This is a genomic window from Kitasatospora sp. NPDC093806, from assembly GCF_040683335.1.
Lineage (GTDB): Bacteria > Actinomycetota > Actinomycetes > Streptomycetales > Streptomycetaceae > Kitasatospora.
Genome location: NZ_JBFBDO010000004.1, coordinates 162990 through 181424, shown reverse-complemented (window position 1 = coordinate 181424; position 18435 = coordinate 162990). Strand labels below are relative to the sequence as shown.

Annotated in this window: 11 protein-coding genes, 1 rRNA gene and 1 pseudogene; 11 read left to right on the top strand and 2 right to left on the bottom strand. The window is 72.8% G+C overall.

What is annotated here, in order from left to right:
* A 5S ribosomal RNA gene (gene rrf, locus AB0N76_RS05220) occupies window positions 1-87 on the top strand; the annotation flags it as partial.
* Window positions 88-148: 61 nt separating this feature from the next.
* Complete coding sequence (locus tag AB0N76_RS05215) at window positions 149-985, top strand: phosphatase PAP2 family protein (RefSeq protein ID WP_363553329.1); 837 nt, start codon at window positions 149-151, stop codon at window positions 983-985.
* A 79-nt stretch (window positions 986-1064) separates the two neighbouring features.
* Here the strand turns inward: AB0N76_RS05215 and AB0N76_RS05210 are convergent, their stop codons facing one another.
* Both AB0N76_RS05210 and AB0N76_RS05205 read right to left on the bottom strand, forming a co-directional pair.
* Window positions 1065-1628: an acetate uptake transporter gene (locus AB0N76_RS05210; RefSeq protein WP_363553327.1), complete on the bottom strand. Its 564-nt coding sequence runs from the start codon at window positions 1626-1628 to the stop codon at window positions 1065-1067.
* Between the two features lie 280 nt (window positions 1629-1908).
* The gene (locus AB0N76_RS05205) at window positions 1909-4464 is read right to left on the bottom strand and encodes a SpoIIE family protein phosphatase (RefSeq protein WP_363553325.1); all 2556 of its coding nucleotides are present in this window, start codon (window positions 4462-4464) and stop codon (window positions 1909-1911) included.
* A gap of 490 nt (window positions 4465-4954) precedes the next feature.
* Here AB0N76_RS05205 and AB0N76_RS05200 point away from each other — a divergent pair, with 490 nt between their 5' ends.
* The 9 genes and pseudogenes from AB0N76_RS05200 to AB0N76_RS05160 all read left to right on the top strand — a co-directional run bounded on the left by AB0N76_RS05200 (window position 4955) and on the right by AB0N76_RS05160 (window position 18422).
* On the top strand, window positions 4955-9502 hold the full coding sequence (locus AB0N76_RS05200) for a HAMP domain-containing protein (RefSeq protein ID WP_363553349.1): 4548 nt from the start codon (window positions 4955-4957) through the stop codon (window positions 9500-9502).
* A gap of 338 nt (window positions 9503-9840) precedes the next feature.
* Complete coding sequence (locus tag AB0N76_RS05195) at window positions 9841-10479, top strand: response regulator (protein ID WP_363553323.1); 639 nt, start codon at window positions 9841-9843, stop codon at window positions 10477-10479.
* Between the two features lie 140 nt (window positions 10480-10619).
* A complete protein-coding gene (locus AB0N76_RS05190; protein ID WP_363553321.1) occupies window positions 10620-13313 on the top strand; it encodes a DNA translocase FtsK in 2694 nt (897 codons plus the stop codon).
* Between the two features lie 360 nt (window positions 13314-13673).
* A complete protein-coding gene (locus tag AB0N76_RS05185; protein ID WP_363553347.1) occupies window positions 13674-14459 on the top strand; it encodes a RodZ domain-containing protein in 786 nt (261 codons plus the stop codon).
* 96 nt (window positions 14460-14555) lie between these two features.
* Complete coding sequence (gene rimO / locus AB0N76_RS05180; RefSeq protein WP_363553319.1) at window positions 14556-16040, top strand: 30S ribosomal protein S12 methylthiotransferase RimO; 1485 nt, start codon at window positions 14556-14558, stop codon at window positions 16038-16040.
* The gene (pgsA, locus tag AB0N76_RS05175) at window positions 16037-16675 is read left to right on the top strand and encodes a CDP-diacylglycerol--glycerol-3-phosphate 3-phosphatidyltransferase (RefSeq protein ID WP_363553317.1); all 639 of its coding nucleotides are present in this window, start codon (window positions 16037-16039) and stop codon (window positions 16673-16675) included. The genes rimO and pgsA overlap by 4 nt, the downstream gene beginning before the upstream one ends.
* A gap of 164 nt (window positions 16676-16839) precedes the next feature.
* Window positions 16840-17382 carry a CinA family protein gene (locus AB0N76_RS05170; RefSeq protein WP_363553315.1) on the top strand — a complete coding sequence of 181 codons (543 nt, stop codon included), beginning with the start codon at window positions 16840-16842 and terminating at the stop codon, window positions 17380-17382.
* A 337-nt stretch (window positions 17383-17719) separates the two neighbouring features.
* Window positions 17720-17959: pseudogene (locus tag AB0N76_RS05165) on the top strand (helix-turn-helix transcriptional regulator); the annotation flags it as partial.
* Window positions 17960-18143: 184 nt separating this feature from the next.
* Window positions 18144-18422 carry a hypothetical protein gene (locus AB0N76_RS05160; protein WP_363553313.1) on the top strand — a complete coding sequence of 93 codons (279 nt, stop codon included), beginning with the start codon at window positions 18144-18146 and terminating at the stop codon, window positions 18420-18422.
* The last annotated feature ends 13 nt before the right edge of the window (window positions 18423-18435 follow it).

Below are 18435 nucleotides of genomic sequence, written 5' to 3'. Positions count from 1 at the left end.
GGTTACATTCCGAACCCGGAAGCTAAGCCTCACAGCGCCGATGGTACTGCAGGGGGGACCCTGTGGGAGAGTAGGACGCCGCCGAACAATCATTCCAAAAAGACCCCCTCCCGTTCGGGAGGGGGTCTTTTTGCGTTAACGTCTCCCCATGCAGAACCTGACCCTGACCTGGCAGTCCGCCGGGGGTGCCGCCGTCGTCCTCTACGGGGGCGCGTACGCGGCGGCCCGGGCCCGGCGGGCTGGTGTGTCGGCGGTTCTGCGGGAGGCCGGCACCCTGCTGGCGCTGTTCGCGCTCTGGCAGCTGGTCGGCAGCCTCTCCCTGATGAGCACCGAGCACGCGCTGGACCGGGCGCGCTGGATCCACCGGACGGAACTGGCGGTCGGTCTGCCGGACGAGGCGTCCTGGCAGGCCGCGGTGACGCCGTGGCCGGTGCTGGTGAAGCTGGCGAACTACTACTACGCGTCGATGCACTTCACGGTGATGATCGCGGTGCTGCTCTGGGTCTTCCTGCGGCACCGCGAGCGCTACCCGTGGGTGCGGACCACGGTGGTCGTCACGACGGCGGTCTGCCTGGCCGTCCAGTTCATCCCGGTGGCGCCGCCCCGGATGCTGCCGGAGAACGGGTTCGTCGACGTCGCGGCGGAGTACGGGCAGTCGGTGTACGGGGGCGCGGTCGGCGGGATGGTGAAGGCGGCCCAGCTGTCGGCGATGCCCTCGGTGCATGTGGCCTGGTGCGTGCTGGCGGCGGTTGCCGTGATCCGGGTGTCGACGAGCTCGCTGCGCTGGCTGATGGTGCTGCACCCGGTGCTGACGATCGCGGTGGTGGTGGTCACGGCCAACCACTTCTGGGCGGACGGGCTGGTCGCGGTGGTGATCCTGCTGCTGGCGTACGCGGCGCAGGCCTGGTTCGGGCGCTGGCGGGACCGGCACGCGGGGCCCGCCCGGCCGGTGGCGGGGCGGGCACGGGTGGGCGCCGGCCGCTGAGGGCGGCGCGGCGCCGGCGGGACATGCCGGTGGGCCGGGCCCCGTGGGGGGAGGGTCCGGCCCACCGGCGCACCCGCCGTTACTTGACCGGCAGGGCGTCGCGGCCCCACGCGCTGTTGGTCAGCGACGCGGTGGCCCAGTACCAGGCCGCCAGCCCGGAGGCCGCGGCGATCCAGCCGGCTGCCTTGGCGAGGCCGCCGGAGGTGTTGAAGGTGGCGATCGCGGACAGCAGCAGGGAGACGGTCAGCAGGCCGTAGACGGCCCGGCTGAACAGGCCGGAATTCCAGCTGGCCGCGGTCAGGGTGAGGGCGAGCAGGGCCCACAGGAGCAGGAACAGGCCGGCCGCGTTCTTGCCGACGCCGGAGGCCGTGGACCAGGTGGCCCAGAAGGCGCCGAGGCTGGTGAAGGCGGTGCCGGTGAAGCCCTCGCCGCCGCGGAACTGCCAGAGGCCCGCGACGAACAGGGTGAGGCCGCCGACGACGTGGGCGAGCCGGGCCGAGTCCCCGACCGCGGTGCCACTGAGGATTCCGGTGGAGAGGAGACCGTAGGCGAGGAGGGTCAGGCCGAGTGCGAGGTAACCGAGGTTACCCGCGTCGGCGCCGGTGGAGCGGGCGTTCAGTGCCCCGGTAGCTTCATTGCTCACCGGAGGCTCCTTTCACTCTTGGCGCGCGCAGGGCGCAGTGAACGCGGGTGAGTGTCGATGAGGTGAATGCGCGCGACCGCGCCGAGGGCGCACGGCTGGAGCGTGCGACGGCTGCGGTCAGAATGCTGGGCCAGCGGGAGAACCGCTGGTCACGTCCCCGCCGGGGGATTCCCCGGTGAAGTCGGTGTACCCAGGGTGAGCGGCTTGTACCCTTGTGAATCGCACATTTTGTGGCGTCGTCGGCTGAGGAACGTTCAGGGATCGACAGCGACAGCGGTGCTCAGGCGGTGCGCTGGGTCGGGACCCGCAGGGTGAGGATCGCCATGTCGTCGGACGGCGGCTCCGGGGCGAACCGCTCGACCGCCCGCTGGACCCGCAGGGCGACCGCGCCCGCGGTGAGCCCGGTGCAGCCGGTGAGCACCTCGGCGAGGCCGTCGTCGCCCAGCATCCGGCGGCCCTCGCGGCGTTCGGTGACGCCGTCGGTGACGCAGAGCAGGACCTCGCCGGGGGCGAGCACCAGGCGTTCGGCGGTGAGGTCGAGGTCGTCCATGACGCCGAGCAGCGGCTGCGGGGTGGCGGCCCGGTCGACCCGGCCGTCGGTGCGCAGCCGCAGCGGCAGCGGGTGGCCGGCGCAGACCAGCGAGAGTTCGGTGCTGCCGTCGGGTCGGGGCGTCAGCTCGCCGTACAGCAGGGTGAGGAAGCGGCTGCGCGAACCCTCGTCCAGGATGGCGGCGTTGAGCCGGCGGAGGACCTGCGGGGCGTCCAGGCCCTCGCGGGCGAGCAGGCGCAGCGAGTGCCGGGCGAGGCCGGTGACGGAGGCGGCCTCCGGGCCGGTGCCGCAGACGTCGCCGATGGCGAAGCCGTAGGTGCCCTCGCGGATCGGGAAGAGGTCGTAGAAGTCGCCGCCGACCTCGTTGCCCTCGCCGGCGGCCTGGTAGTAGACGTCCACCTCGACGCCCGGGATGTCGGGCAACTCCGGTGGCAGCAGGCTGCGTTGCAGGGCCTGGCTGGTGGCGGTGCGCTCGGAGTAGAGGCGCGAGTTGTCGAGCGCGAGGGCGGCCCGGCGGGAGAGGTCCTCGGCGAGTTCGAGGACCTCCTGGCGGAACCGGATGCCGGCCGGGGTGCCGAGGGCGAGCAGGCCGATGACCCGGTTGCGGGCGGTCAGCGGCAGGACGACGGTCTCGCCGAGCAGCCCGGTCAGTCCCGGGCCGTCGGCGAGGCCGGTGCCGTGGGCGGCGTCGGCCGGGGCGGTCCAGAACCGGGCGCCGTGGGTGGGGCCGGTGTCCGGTGCGGGGGTCTTGTCGAGCAGGGCGCGCAGCGGGTCGATGCGGTCCTCGTCCTCGTGCAGGACGAAGGCGAGCGAGGCCGGGGCGCCGTGGTCGCCGTTGGTGTAGACGGCGCACCAGGAGGCGAGGGTGGGGACGGCCATCTGCGCCATCAGGGCCAGCGTCTGCTCGTGTTCGAGGGTGCCGGCCAGCAGGTCGGAGGCCTCGACGAGGAAGGAGAGCGAGCCGCGGCGGAGCTGTTCGAGTTCGGTGAGCCGGGTGGACTCGACGGCCAGGGCGAGCCGGTCGGCGGCGGACTGCAGGCGCAGCGCGTCCTCGTTGTCGTAGCGGCCGGGGGCGGCGGTGGCGACGCCGAGCGAGCCGATCAGCCGGCCCTCGACCTTGAGCGGGACGGTGAGCAGCGAGCGGACGCCGCTGCCGTCGAGGACGGGCAGGCCGGTGGGCCGGGTGGCGAGGTCCTCGTGGACGGAGGGGAGGCGCGGCGAGTCGTAGCGGTTGCCGGTGTCGACCGGGAAGCGGGTGTGCCGGCGGTGGGCGGCGGGCAGGCCGGTGGCGGCGCGGACCTCGAACTCGGCCTCGTCGTCGGTGGTGAGCAGCAGGTAGGCGGCGTCGCCGTCGAGCAGGTCGCGGGCGCGTTCGACGGTGTGCTGGAGCAGGGTGTCGAGGTCCTCGGCGGTGCCGAGGCCGGCCAGCAGGTCGAGCCGGAGGCTCTCGGCCTTCTCGCCGGGCAGGGCGCGGGCGGGGGAGCGCAGGACGGCGCGCTGGTCGTCGGGGACGAGCAGGCAGAGCGTGGACGGGGTGCCGTCGGTGTCCCGCAGCCGGACCTGGACGCCGTAGACGTCGACGGCGGTGCCGTCGGCGCGGCGCAGCGCGTAGCCGCCCTCCCAGCGGGCGAGCCGCAGGGTGGCGGCGAGGCCGAGGCCGGTGTCGGGGGTGTGCGGCCAGAGCGCGAGGTCGGCCCAGGGGTGGCCGAGGACGGCGGCGGCGGGGTGCTGGAAGAGCGCCTCGGCGTCGGGGTTCCAGGCGAGGACGCGGCCGTCGTCGTCGAGCTGGACGACGGCGACGTGCACCGGGCCGCTGCTGCGGGGCAGCTCGCCGCCGGGGGTGGCGGGGAGGGCGTAGCGGGTGCCGGCGACGTGGGCGGGCAGGGTGAGCCGGAACCAGACGGTCTTGCGGCCGGAGCCGTACTCGACGCCCCAGCGTTCGGCGAGGGCGGCGCACATCAGCAGGCCGCGGCCGCCTTCGCCGTCGGGGTCGGCGTAGTGGTCGGAGGAGGTGGTGGGGACGTCGGCGAAGCTGGGCAGGCCGCGTTCCGGGTGGTGGTCGGTGACCTCGATCCGGACGGTGCCGTCCTCGCGCAGGCAGCAGACCTCGGCGGCGGTGCCGGCGTGCACGACCGCGTTGGTGACGAGTTCGCTGACCAGGACGACGGCGTCGTCGACCACCTCGGGCAGGCCCCAGCCCAGCAGGGCGTCCCGGACGAAGGAGCGGGCGGCGGCGGCCGACCGGCCTACGGGTTCGAAGGTGGCGGCTGCGCGCGCGGTGACCACGTTGCCACGTCTCCTCTGCTCTGGCCCTGGCTGTCCGGGGTGCGGCGTCGACTCCCGGTGCGCGCCGGCGGGGGTGGGCGGCGGCGCTGGGGCGGGTCGTGGCCCGGTGCAGCGCTCCACCCTACTTTCCGCTTGGTTCCCCGTGGGGGCGGGGCGCCGAAACAGGCACCGGAGGGTGATTCTGCCCACCTGTTTCCCGAGGCCCGGTACCAACCGAGCGCAACTGCTCTTATACCGGGCGCGAGTGCTGTCAGACTGGGGGGTCCGCGATGTCCGGTCCGCGCAGTACGGTCGTTGTGGGTTCCCGGTGGGCCGTGTGGGTCGCCGGGCACCGGACAGTTCACGATCTGGGAGGGGCCCGTTGAGTTCGGCCACCAAGGACGCAACCGGTACGACGCCGCCCGCTCAGCGTGGCGGGCGCCCCGGGGCCGCGCCGCGGAGCGCGGCCGGTCGGCGTGCCAACCACAGCCGCTCCGCCGAGCCGGCCGAGCTGCGCAAGCTGCTGGCCGCGCTGACGGCGATGCGGGACGGAAACTTCCGGCGCCGGTTGACGGTGCCGGGGGACGGTCCGCTGGCGGAGATCGCCGCGGTGTTCAACGAGGTCGCCGAGCGCAACCAGCACCTGACGGGTGAGCTGGCCCGGGTGCGGCGGGCGGTGGGCCGCGAGGGCCGGCTGAACGAGCGGCTGGAGACCGGGGCCGGCGAGGGCGCCTGGATGGCGGCGGTCGACAACTGCAACGCGCTGATCGACGACCTGGCGCGGCCGATGGCCGAGGTGGGCCGGGTGCTGGCGTCGATCGCCGAGGGCGACCTGGATCAGCGGATGGAGCTGCGGTCGCTGCACAGCAACGGGGTGAGCCACCCGCTGCGCGGCGAGTACCTGAAGATCGGCCGGACCGTCAACGGGCTGGTGGACCAGCTGTCGGAGTTCACCGACGAGGTGACCCGGGTGGCCCGGGAGGTGGGCACCGAGGGCAAGCTGGGCGGCCAGGCGAAGGTGCGCAGCGTGTCCGGCAGCTGGAAGGACCTGGCGGACTCGGTCAACACGATGGCCGGCCGGCTGACCGCGCAGGTGCGCAACATCGCGCAGGTGACCACGGCGGTCGCCAAGGGCGACCTGTCCCGCAAGGTGACGGTCGAGGTGGCCGGCGAGATGCTGGAGCTGAAGAACACCGTCAACACGATGGTGGACCAGCTGAACGGCTTCGCGGCGCAGGTGACCCGGGTGGCCCGGGACGTGGGCACGGAGGGCCGGCTCGGCGGGCAGGCGCAGGTGCCGGGCGTCGCCGGGGTCTGGCGGGACCTCACCGATTCGGTGAACTTCATGGCCGACAACCTGACCGGCCAGGTCCGCAGCATCGCCCAGGTGACGACGGCGGTGGCGCGCGGCGACCTCTCGCAGAAGATCGAGGTGGACGCCCGGGGCGAGATGCTGGAGCTGAAGAGCACCATCAACACGATGGTCGATCAGCTCTCCGGCTTCGCCGAGCAGGTGACCCGGGTGGCCCGTCAGGTGGGGACCGAGGGGCGGCTGGGCGGCCAGGCGCAGGTGCCGGGCGCGGCCGGGGTCTGGCGGGACCTCACCGACAACGTCAACTTCATGGCGAACAACCTCACCGACCAGGTGCGCAACATCGCGCAGGTGACCACGGCGGTCGCCCGGGGCGATCTGTCGCAGAAGATCCAGGTGGACGCGCGCGGGGAGATCCTGGAGCTGAAGAACACCATCAACACGATGGTGGACCAGCTGTCGGCGTTCGCGGACGAGGTGACCCGGGTGGCCCGGGACGTCGGCACCGAGGGCATCCTCGGCGGGCAGGCGAGCGTGCCCGGGGTGTCCGGGACGTGGAAGGACCTGACCAACAGCGTCAACCTGATGGCCAACAACCTGACCAGCCAGGTCCGCAACATCGCCGAGGTGACCACGGCGGTGGCCCGCGGCGACGTCTCGAAGAAGATCACCGTGGACGCCCGGGGCGAGATCCTGGAGCTGGTCACCACCGTGAACACGATGGTCGACCAGCTGTCGGCGTTCGCCGACGAGGTGACCCGGGTGGCGCGCGAGGTGGGCACCGAGGGGATCCTGGGCGGTCAGGCGCGGGTGCGCGGGGTGTCGGGCATCTGGAAGGACCTGACCGACAACGTCAACTTCATGGCGTCGAACCTGACCGGCCAGGTGCGCAACATCGCCGAGGTGGCGACCGCGGTGGCCAGCGGCGACCTCTCCAAGAAGATCAGCATCGAGGCGCAGGGCGAGGTCGCGGCGCTGGCCGGGACGCTCAACACGATGGTGGACCAGCTGTCCGCGTTCGCGGTCGAGGTGACCCGGGTGGCCCGCGAGGTGGGCACCGACGGCACGCTGGGCGGTCAGGCGAACGTGCCGGGCGTGGCCGGGATCTGGAAGGACCTGACCGACAACGTCAACCTGATGGCCAACAACTTGACCGGTCAGGTGCGGAACATCGCGCTGGTGATCACGGCGGTGGCCCGCGGTGACCTGTCGCAGAAGATCGACGTCGACGCGCGCGGCGAGTTCCTGGAGCTGAAGACCAGCATCAACACCATGGTCGACCAGCTGTCCGGCTTCGCCGACGAGGTCACCCGGGTGGCCCGCGAGGTGGGCACCGACGGGCGGCTCGGCGGCCAGGCCCGGGTGCCCGGCGTGGACGGCACCTGGCAGGACCTCACCGAGTCCGTCAACGAGCTGGCCAACAACCTGACCCGGCAGGTGCGCGCGATCGCGCAGGTCGCCACCGCCGTGACCAGGGGCGACCTGTCGCTGCGGATCGACGTGGACGCCGCCGGGGAGCTCGACGAGCTCAAGGACAACATCAACCAGATGATCGCCAACCTGCGCGAGACCACCCGCACCAACCAGGAGCAGGACTGGCTGAAGACCAACCTGGCGCGGATCTCCGGCCTGCTCCAGGGCCGCCGCGACCTGGAGGCGGTGGCCTCGCTGATCATGACCGAGCTCACCCCGGTGGTCTCGGCGCAGCACGGCGCGTTCTTCCTCGCCCAGCCGGCCGGCCGCACCGCCGAGCTGATCACCGAGGACGACGACGAGAACGACACCGTGCTGCGGCTGATCGGCAGCTACGGCTACCAGCGGCGGGCGATGCCGACCACCTTCCGCCCCGGCGAGTCGCTGATCGGGCAGGCCGCGGTGGAGAAGCGGGCGATCATCCTCAAGGAGGCGCCGCCCGGGTACCTGAAGATCGCCTCGGGGCTGGGCGAGGCCTCGCCGGCCCACATCGTGGTGCTGCCGGTGCTGTTCGAGGGCCGGCTGCTGGGCGTGATCGAGCTGGCCACCTTCAGCTCGTTCACCACCGTGGCGCTGGACTTCCTCAACCAGATCGCCGACCTGATCGGCGTCACCGTCAACACCATCAGCGTCAACACCAAGACCGAGGGCCTGCTGCTGGAGTCCCAGCGGCTGACCGCCGAGCTCTCGATGCGGTCCGCCGAGTTGGAGGCGCGGCAGGAGGAGCTGGAGCGCACCAACGAGGAGCTGCAGGAGAAGGCCGAGCAGCTGGCGCAGCAGAACCGGGACATCGAGATCAAGAACAGCGAGATCGAGGAGGCCCGGCAGGTGCTGGAGGAGCGGGCCGAGCAGCTCGCGCTGGCCTCCCGGTACAAGAGCGAGTTCCTCGCCAACATGTCGCACGAGCTGCGCACCCCGCTCAACTCGCTGCTGATCCTGGCCAAGCTGCTCTCCGACAACAACGAGGGCAATCTGTCGCCCAAGCAGGTCGAGTTCGCCGACACCATCCACGGCGCCGGTTCCGACCTGCTCCAGCTGATCAACGACATCCTCGACCTCTCCAAGGTGGAGGCCGGGAAGATGGACGTCCGGCCGGCCCGGATCGCCCTGGTCCAGCTGGTCGACTACGTCGAGGCGACCTTCCAGCCGGTCGCGCTGGACAAGAGCCTGGAGTTCGGCGTGCGGGTCTCGCCGGCCCTCCCGGTCACCCTGCACACCGACGAGCAGCGGCTCCAGCAGGTGCTGCGCAACCTGATCTCCAACGCGGTGAAGTTCACCGACACCGGTGCCGTCGACTTCTCGATCAGCCCGGCCGGGCCGGACGTGCCGCAGCACGTGCGCGAGCGGCTGCTGGAGGCGGGCGCGATCAAGGGCCCGGACGACCCGCTGATCGCCTTCGCGGTCTCCGACACCGGGATCGGCATCCCCGGCAACAAGCTGCGGGAGATCTTCGAGGCGTTCAAGCAGGCCGACGGCACCACCAGCCGCAAGTACGGCGGCACCGGCCTCGGGCTGTCGATCAGCCGGGAGATCGCCCGGCTGCTCGGCGGCGAGATCCACGCCGAGAGCGAGCTGGGCAAGGGCTCGACCTTCACCCTCTACCTGCCGCTGCGCAGCGAGGCCCCGGAGGCCCTGCCGCCGGCCGGGCCGAGCGCGCCGGCGCTGCGCGCCTCGGTCGGGGTGACCCCGCTGGGGACGCCGGTGCCGGTGGGGGAGAACCCGGCCGACCACTGGGCCCAGGAGGTGCGCGAGCTCGCCGAGGTCCGCCGCCGCGGGGCGGTCGAGCGGCGCCGGGCCGCGGCCCTGGACACCTCCGCCGGCCGGCCCGCCGAGGGGCGCCCGGTGGAGAGCGTGCCGGCGGTCCGCCCGATCGGGCGCCCGGACCTGCGGTTCGACGGCGAGCAGGTGCTGATCGTGGACGACGACGTGCGCAACGTCTTCGCCCTCACCAGCGTGCTGGAGCAGCACGGCCTGACCGTGCTGTACGCGGAGAACGGCCGCGAGGGCATCGAGATGCTGGAGCAGCACGAGAACGTGGCGCTGGTCCTGATGGACATCATGATGCCGGAGATGGACGGCTACGCGACCACCGAGGCGATCCGCCGGATGCCCCAGTTCGCCGGGCTGCCGATCATCGCGCTGACCGCCAAGGCGATGAAGGGCGACAAGGAGAAGTCCCTGGAGGCCGGGGCCACCGACCACATCACCAAGCCGGTGGAGACCGACCACCTGCTCTCGGTGATGCACGAGCGGCTCACCGGCCGGAAGCCGTAGCGCCTTCCCGGGCGGATTTCCGGGACCGTTCGAGCAGTTCTGCCCACCGGATGGCGGGGGCGTGAACCTCGGGGTACGCTCCGGGGTTCACGCCGGTGGGGCGGGCGGTTTGCTGGCGGGGAGGCCCGGGAACCGGGTAGGGTCACCGATCGTTGCGAACAGTGACCGGACGGCGACTCGCTGGTGAGCGTACGCCGGTGCACTGGATGCGTGCCGCTCCGGACCCAGACGCGACGGAGCGATGTGCCGGGCGAGGGGGTGCGGCTAGCATGACCGGGGTAGTGGTGGGCAGTACGCGGGTGCCTTCCCCAGGTAGGCAGGCGTCAGGAGGGCGCGTCGTGGTGCAGAAGGCGAAGATCCTCCTGGTCGACGACCGGCCGGAGAACCTGCTGGCGCTGGAGGCGATCCTCTCGGCGCTGGACCAGACCCTGGTCCGGGCGGCCTCCGGTGAGGAGGCGCTCAAGGCGCTGCTCACCGACGACTTCGCGGTGATCCTGCTGGACGTCCAGATGCCGGGGATGGACGGTTTCGAGACCGCCGCCCACATCAAGCGGCGCGAGCGCACCCGGGACATCCCGATCATCTTCCTGACCGCGATCAACCACGGCCCGCACCACACCTTCCGGGGGTACGCGGCCGGCGCGGTGGACTACATCTCCAAGCCGTTCGACCCCTGGGTGCTGCGCGCCAAGGTCTCCGTCTTCGTCGACCTGTACATGAAGAACTGCCAGCTGAAGGAGCAGGCCGCGCTGCTCCGGCTCCAGCTGGAGGCGAGCGGGGCGGAGCCGGCCATCGGCGGCGCGCTGCTCGGCGAACTGTCGGCCCGGCTGGCCTCCGTCGAGGAGCAGGCCGAGGCGCTCACCAAGCAGCTGGACGGCACCGCGGACGGCGGGGTGGCGGCCACCGCGGCGCACCTGGAGCGCAAGCTGGCCGGCCTGCGCCGGGCGCTGGACGCGCTGCGCCCCGGCTCGGACTGAGGACGTCGCCCCGCGTTCACCCGGACGGGCTCCCCCGGACGGGTGAACGCGGCCGGTGTGACGGTGTGTCTGCGACACGTCCGGGGACCCCGGTCGGACGACATGTGCACAGCTCGCGTGCCCCGGTAGGCTGCTGACCCATGGCCACACGTACGCCCGGAAGCGCGGCACGCAACCCGAGCCCGGGACCGTCCAAGAAGGCCGCGGCGAAGGCTCCGGCCAAGCCGCCCGCGAAGAAGGCGGCCGCCCGCAAGGCCGCCCCGGCGAAGAAGACGGCGGCCAAGCAGGCCCCACCGCCGCCCGCGCCCCGGCCGATACTCTTCCGCGCCGTGCGCGCCGTCTGGCTCGGCCTCGCGCACGGCGTCGGCGCGGTCTTCCGCGGCTTCGGCGACGGCGCCAAGAACCTGGACCCGGCGCACCGCAAGGACGGCGTCGGCCTGCTGCTGCTCGCGCTCGCCCTGGTCACCGCCGCCGGCACCTGGTTCAGCCCGCAGGGCTGGCTGGGCGAGGCGGCCACCAACGTGGTCTCCGGCCTGTTCGGCCGGCTCGACGTGCTGGTGCCGTTCCTGCTGGCCGCGGTCGCGGTCCGGCTGATGCGCCACCCGGAGCTGCCCGAGGCCAACGGGCGGATCATGATCGGCCTGAGCACCCTGCTGGTGGGCGTGCTCGGCCTGGTCCACATCGGCTGCGGCGCGCCCACCATGGGCAGCGGCGCGACTCGGATAAGGACCGCCGGCGGGATCATCGGCTGGGCCGCGTCCACCCCGATGATGGCCGCCGCCGGACCGGCCCTGGCGGTGCCGCTGCTGTTGCTGCTCGCCTTCTTCGGACTGCTGGTCACCACCGCCACCCCGGTCAACCGGATCCCCGAGCGGATGCGCGCGGCCGGCGTCCGGCTGGGCGTGGTCGAACCGGAGCCGCAGGACACCGCCGACGGGGGGCGCACGCCGGAGCGCGAGCTCTCCCACGAGCCGCCCGAGGACGCCGACCCCTCGGCGCTGCCCTACACCGTGGACACGGACGGTGACGACCCCTCGGACGAGATCGCCGCCCGCCGTCGCCGCCGCAAGCGCAAGCCGGCCGCCGAGGAGGAGCCGGCCGCCGAGCCGGACATGTTCGCCAAGGAGGCCCTGGACCCGTACGCCACCCGGGACCTCGCCGCCGGCGCCGCCGCCGACCTGGACGGCGCGCTGGTCTACGGCGTGCCCGCCTCCTCCGCGGTGGCGGACATGATGCACCAGGTGCAGGACCACACCGCCCCGCCGGAGGAGCCGGCCGTCCCGGCCGCCCGCAGCGGCGGCTCCGGCCCCGGCGCCCCCGAGGAGCACGGCCCCGCCCCGGCCCGGATGGAGCAGCTCCAGCTCTCGGCCGGCCTCACCTACTCGCTGCCCCCGCTCGACCTGCTGGAGCGCGGCGGCCCGGCGAAGGCCCGCAGCGCCCTCAACGACGAGGTGGTGGCCCAGCTCACCGGGACCTTCTCCGAGTTCAAGGTGGACGCCCGGGTCACCGGCTTCACCCGCGGCCCGACGGTCACCCGCTACGAGGTCGAGCTCGGCCCGGCCGTCAAGGTCGAGCGGATCACCGCGCTCGGCAAGAACATCGCGTACGCGGTGGCCAGCCCGGACGTGCGGATCATCAGCCCGATCCCGGGCAAGTCCGCGGTCGGCATCGAGATCCCGAACCGGGACCGCGAGATGGTCAACCTCGGCGACCTGCTGCGCTCGCGCACCGCCGCCGAGGACACCCACCCGATGGTCGTCGGCATGGGCAAGGACGTCGAGGGCCACACCGTGATGGCCAACCTCGCCAAGATGCCGCACATCCTGGTGGCCGGCGCGACCGGCGCCGGCAAGTCGTCCTGCATCAACTGCCTGATCACCTCGGTGCTCGCCCGGGCCACCCCGGACGAGGTGCGGATGGTGCTGGTCGACCCCAAGCGGGTCGAGCTGACCGCGTACGAGGGCATCCCGCACCTGGTCACGCCGATCATCACCAACCCGAAGAAGGCCGCCGAGGCCCTCCAGTGGGTGGTCCGCGAGATGGACACGCGCTACGACGACCTCGCGGCGTTCGGCTTCCGCCACGTGGACGACTTCAACGCGGCGGTGCGGGCCGGGACGGTGACGCCGCCGCTCGGCAGCGAGCGCGAGCTGACGCCGTACCCGTACCTGCTGGTGATCGTCGACGAGCTGGCCGACCTGATGATGGTCGCGCCGCGCGACGTCGAGGACTCGGTGGTCCGGATCACCCAGCTGGCCCGCGCGGCCGGCATCCACCTGGTGCTGGCCACCCAGCGGCCCTCGGTGGACGTGGTCACCGGCCTGATCAAGGCCAACGTGCCGTCCCGGCTGGCCTTCGCCACCTCGGCGATGGCCGACTCCCGGGTCATCCTGGACCAGCCCGGCGCGGAGAAGCTGATCGGCAAGGGCGACGCGCTGTTCCTGCCGATGGGCGCGAGCAAGCCGATCCGGATGCAGGGCGCGTTCGTCACCGAGGCGGAGATCGCCGCGGTGGTGAAGCACTGCAAGGAGCAGCTGTCCGCCGTCTACCGGGACGACGTGACGGTCGGCGGCGGGCCGAAGAAGGAGATCGACGAGGAGATCGGCGACGATCTGGAGCTGCTGATCCAGGCGGCCGAGCTGGTGGTCTCCACCCAGTTCGGCTCCACCTCGATGCTCCAGCGCAAGCTGCGGGTCGGCTTCGCCAAGGCCGGCCGGCTGATGGACCTGATGGAGTCGCGCGGGATCGTCGGTCCGAGCGAGGGCTCCAAGGCCCGCGACGTCCTGGTGAAGCCGGACGAGCTGGACGGGGTGATCGTCACCATCCGCGGCTGAGGCTGAGGGGTGTTCATCCGTTCGGATGAGGGTAGGCGCCCGGTGCGGAACCGATCGGGTGCGCACCGCGTCCAACGGGCGAGACCGGACGCGCGACCCGGTGCGGCGGCCCCGGCGACGGCGGCCTCCGCGCTGAGGGGCGGTCAGTGCACCATCGGCCCCCGGCCGGGGCGGCCGAGCGCATTCGGGTCTGTTCCGCTTGAGAAACGATCCGCCCACGCCCCTAGACTGTTCTCCAGCAGGTGGCCAACCGCTCGAAAGGCGTGCACCGTGACCATCGGCAAGTCCTCCGACCGCGAGAACGCCGCGTCCTCCGCCCCGCCCCCCGGCGCCGCGGAACAGACCGCCGATGCCCCGAGCATCGGCCGGGTGCTGTCCGCCGCCCGGATCGAGGCCGGGCTCACGGTGGATCAGGTGAGCAGTGCGACCCGGGTCCGGGTCCCGATCGTGCACGCCATCGAGGAGGACGACTTCGGCCGGTGCGGCGGCGACTTCTACGCCCGCGGCCACATCCGGGCCATCGCCCAGCAGGTCGGCGTCGACGGCGAGGCCCTGGTGGCCCGCTACGACGCCGCGCACGGCGGCTCCCCGGCCTCCAAGCGGCCCACCGAGCTGATCGAGAGCGGCCCGATCAAGGTCCCCGGCCGGGGCCGGCCGAACTGGACGGCCGCGATGGTCGCCGCGATCGTCGCGGTGGTCGGACTGATCGGTTTCAACCTGGTCAGCGGCAAGAGCGGTCCCGGCAGCACCACCGGCTCGGCCAGCGCCCCGCTGCCGTCCGGCTCCGGCACCGGCTCGGTCGCCCCGGCGGCCCCCGCGCCCACCCCGGCCGTGCAGCCGCCCGCGCCGGCGCCCAGCGTCGCCGCGATCGCCGCCGCCCCGGCCGACAAGGTCACCGTGAAGCTGGTCGCCGAGAAGGACACCAGCTGGGTCTCGGCGGTGGACAGCAACGGGAAGTCGCTGTTCCAGAACAACATCGAGGAAGGCCAGGATCAGACCTTCACCGATCCCAAGCAGATCAAGCTGGTGATCGGCAACGCCGGCGCCGTGCACGTGTACGTCAACGGCAAGGACCTCGGTCCGGCGGGCAAGAACGGCAAGGTGGTGCACGTCACGTACACCCCCGGGGACCCGCAGGCGGGCTGATCGCAGGGGTCGGCCGACCCGGGACGAACCCGGTCGAACGAGGCGCGCGGCCTCCGGGGCGAACGGCTCCGGCGGCCGCGCGTTAATCTTGGCCCTATGCCTGAACGCCGTACTGTCGCCCTTGTCACGCTCGGATGCGCCCGCAACGAGGTTGATTCCGAGGAACTCGCCGGGCGACTGGAAGCCGACGGCTGGTTGCTCGTCGACGATGCCGCCGAAGCCGATGTCGCCGTCGTCAACACCTGCGGCTTCGTCGAAGCCGCCAAGAAGGACTCCGTCGACGCCCTGCTGGAGGCCAACGACCTCAAGGGTCACGGCCGCACCCAGGCGGTCGTCGCGGTCGGCTGCATGGCCGAGCGCTACGGCAAGGAGCTCGCCGACGCGCTGCCCGAGGCCGACGGCGTGCTCGGCTTCGACGACTACTCCGACATCTCCGACCGCCTGCAGACCATCCTCTCCGGCGGCCACCACGCCCCGCACATCCCGCGCGATCGCCGCAAGCTGCTGCCGCTGAGCCCGGTCGAGCGCCAGGCCGCCGCCACCGAGGTCGCCCTGCCCGGCCACGGCGCCCCCGAGGACCTGCCGGAGGGCGTCGCGCCCGCCTCCGGGCCGCGCACCCTGCGCAAGCGCCTGGACGACAGCCCGGTCGCCTCGGTCAAGCTGGCCTCCGGCTGCGACCGGCGGTGTTCCTTCTGCGCCATCCCGGCGTTCCGCGGCTCCTTCATCTCCCGCCGCCCCTCCGACGTGCTGCACGAGGCCCAGTGGCTGGCGGAGCAGGGCGTCCGCGAGGTCGTCCTGGTCAGCGAGAACAACACCTCGTACGGCAAGGACCTCGGCGACATCCGGCTGCTGGAGACGCTGCTCGGCGAGATCGCGGAGATCGACGGCGTCGAGCGGGTCCGGGTCTCCTACCTGCAGCCCGCCGAGATGCGCCCGGGCCTGATCGACGCGATGACCGGCACCGCCGACGTGGTGCCCTACTTCGACCTGTCGTTCCAGCACTCCGCGCCGGCCGTGCTGCGCAAGATGCGCCGCTTCGGCTCCACCGACCAGTTCCTGGAGCTGCTCGGCACCATCCGCGGCAAGGCCCCGCAGGCCGGCGCCCGGTCCAACTTCATCGTCGGCTTCCCCGGCGAGACCGAGGCGGACTACGCCGAGCTGGAGCGGTTCGTCACGAACGCCGGGCTGGACGCGATCGGCGTCTTCGGCTACTCCGACGAGGAGGGCACCGAGGCCGCCACCTACCAGGACAAGCTGCCCGAGGACGTGGTCGCCGACCGGCTGGCCCGGCTCACCCGGCTCGCCGAGGAGATGACCGCCCAGCGCGCCGAGCAGCGGATCGGCACCGAGGTCGAGGTGCTGATCGAGTCGGTCGACGGCGACCTGGTCGAGGGCCGGGCCGCCCACCAGGCGCCCGAGACGGACGGCCTCACCACGCTGGTCGGCGTGGAGAACCCCGAGGTCGGCCAGTTCCACCGGGCCCGGGTGATCGCCAGCGAGGGCGTCGACCTGGTCGCCGAGGCGCTGGAGCAGGTGCGCGTCCGCAAGGCCGTCACCGGCGCCCCGGGAGCCGGGGAATGACCCAGGGGCCCGGCGCCCCGGCCGCGGCCCACCCGGGCAGACCGGCGGCCGCGGTGCCACCGGCGCCCAGTATCTGGAACATCGCGAACGTATTGACGATGGTCCGGCTGCTGCTGGTTCCCGTCTTCGTGACGCTGCTCTTCGCCGAGGGCGGCCACGACCCCAAGTGGCGCTCGGTGGCGTGGGCCACCTTCGCCATCGCGATGATCACCGACCTGTTCGACGGCGAGCTGGCCCGGCGCAAGGGCCTGGTCACCGACTTCGGCAAGATCGCCGACCCGATCGCCGACAAGGCGATCATGGGCGCGGCGCTGATCGGCCTCTCGGTGCTGGGCGACCTGCCGTGGTGGATCACCGTGGTGATCCTCGCCCGCGAGCTCGGCATCACGCTGATGCGGTTCTGGGTGATCCGCTTCGGCGTGATCCCGGCCAGCCGCGGCGGCAAGCTCAAGACGCTCACCCAGGGCATCGCGGTCGGCATGTACGTCCTGGAGCTGACCGGCTGGCTGGCGACCGCCCGGGCGGTGCTGATGGGGCTCGCGGTGCTGCTGACCGTCGGCACCGCGCTGGACTACGTCGGGCAGGCGCTGCGCCTGCGCCGGGAGGGTCTGGCGGCGCGGCGCGCGGAGCACTGAGGCCGCGCGCCGGCCGGGCGCCCGGCGCCGACCGGACGGGTCGGGGGGGCTCTTGCGCGTAGGGGTGAATCCGGTGGGCGGTCGGCCTTTCCGGGTGGCCGCCGGGCGCACAATGGCGGGGACGCCGGGGCGGGCCCGGGGGCGGGCGAGGGAGGGACGTCGGGATGAGTGGCGGAGCCGCGAGCGCGGCGGGCTTCGGACCGGTGGGCTTCGGACCGGTGGACTTCGGGCTGGCCGCGCGGGCGCACGCCGCGCTGCGGGCCGAGGGCGGCACGGTGGCCGTCGCCGAGTCGCTGACCGGCGGACTGCTGGCGGCCGCGCTGGTGGACGTCCCCGGGGCGTCCGCGACCTTCCGGGGCTCGGTGACCGCGTACGCGACCGAGCTGAAGGCCTCGGTGCTCGGCGTCGACGAGGGACTGCTCGCGGTGCACGGCCCGGTCCACCCGGTGGTGGCCCGGCAGATGGCCGAGGGCGTGCGGAAGCTGCTCGGGGCCACCTACGGCCTCGCGACCACCGGGGTGGCCGGCCCGGAGCCCCAGGACGGGCGGGCGGTCGGCACCGTGTACCTCGCGGTCGCCGGTCCGGGGGGAAGTCTGGTCACTTCGCCACGGTTGTCGGGGGAGCGTGCCACAATCCGTCACGGAGCGGTGACCGCCGCTCTGGAGCTGCTCGTCGGGCGGCTCCCGTCCGGTGCGCCCACGCACTGAGCCGTCCACCGCCGCTGCCGGGGGCCGCTCGCCGAGATCTCCACCGAACCGAGATCTGCCGAACTGGCGTGCGGGCATCGCACGGCAGGAGGATCGTGTTACATCGAGGTGCCTGGTTGGGCAGAAACCAGGTGGCGAACGAGTGGCGTGGCGGTGGCCGCGTGCCACCCGGAGGGTACGACGGGGTGCCCACAGGCCCGGGTGCGACACCGAGACAGGGGAGGGGACAGCCTTGCAGCCCAGAGTGAACACGACCATGGTCCCCGCACGCGAAGCGGGCAAGGCGGTACGGTGGGGTCGTGACATCTCGATCCGCAGTCCGAGGAGGGAGGCACCGATGATCCTGCTTCGTCGCCTACTGGGCGATGTACTGCGTCGGCAGCGCCAGCGCCAGGGCCGCACACTCCGCGAGGTGTCGGCGGCCGCCAGGGTTTCGCTCGGATACCTCTCCGAGGTCGAGCGGGGACAGAAGGAGGCCTCCTCGGAGCTGCTCTCCGCCATCTGCGACGCGCTCGACGTCCGGATGTCCGAGGTCATGCGCGAGGTCAGCGACGAACTGTCGCTCGCCGAACTTGCGGCGATGGCCAGCCTCTCCGAAGGTGAACTGTTGAGGCCGGTCCTCGAACCGGTACCGCTGCCGGCCCCCGGAACCGACCGGGCGAACATCTCGCCCAAGGCCGCCGCGATGGACGTGGTCGCCGCCTGATCCGGCCTCGAAGCGCGGGCGTTGCGCCCGGCGCGACGAGCGAAGGAGGGCGGTCGTGCTTGTAGCGGCGGTGACGTGTGCCAGGGCCCGAATACGGTCCCGCCGGCCGCGGCCGGTCCTCCGGAGTCTGCCGGTCCTGGCCGGCGGGCTCGGCTGGTGGGTCCTGGCCTCGCGCGGGCAGCTGCCCGACGGCGCGGTGCCGGCCCTGCTGGCGGCCGGCGGCTGGGGACTGGGGCTGATCCCGGTCCACGCCGACTGGCGGGCCACCGGACCGGTCCGGCGCCGGACGGGTGAGCCGACGGCCCGGGCGGCGGTGGAACCGCCGATCGGGTGACGGAAGTGTGACG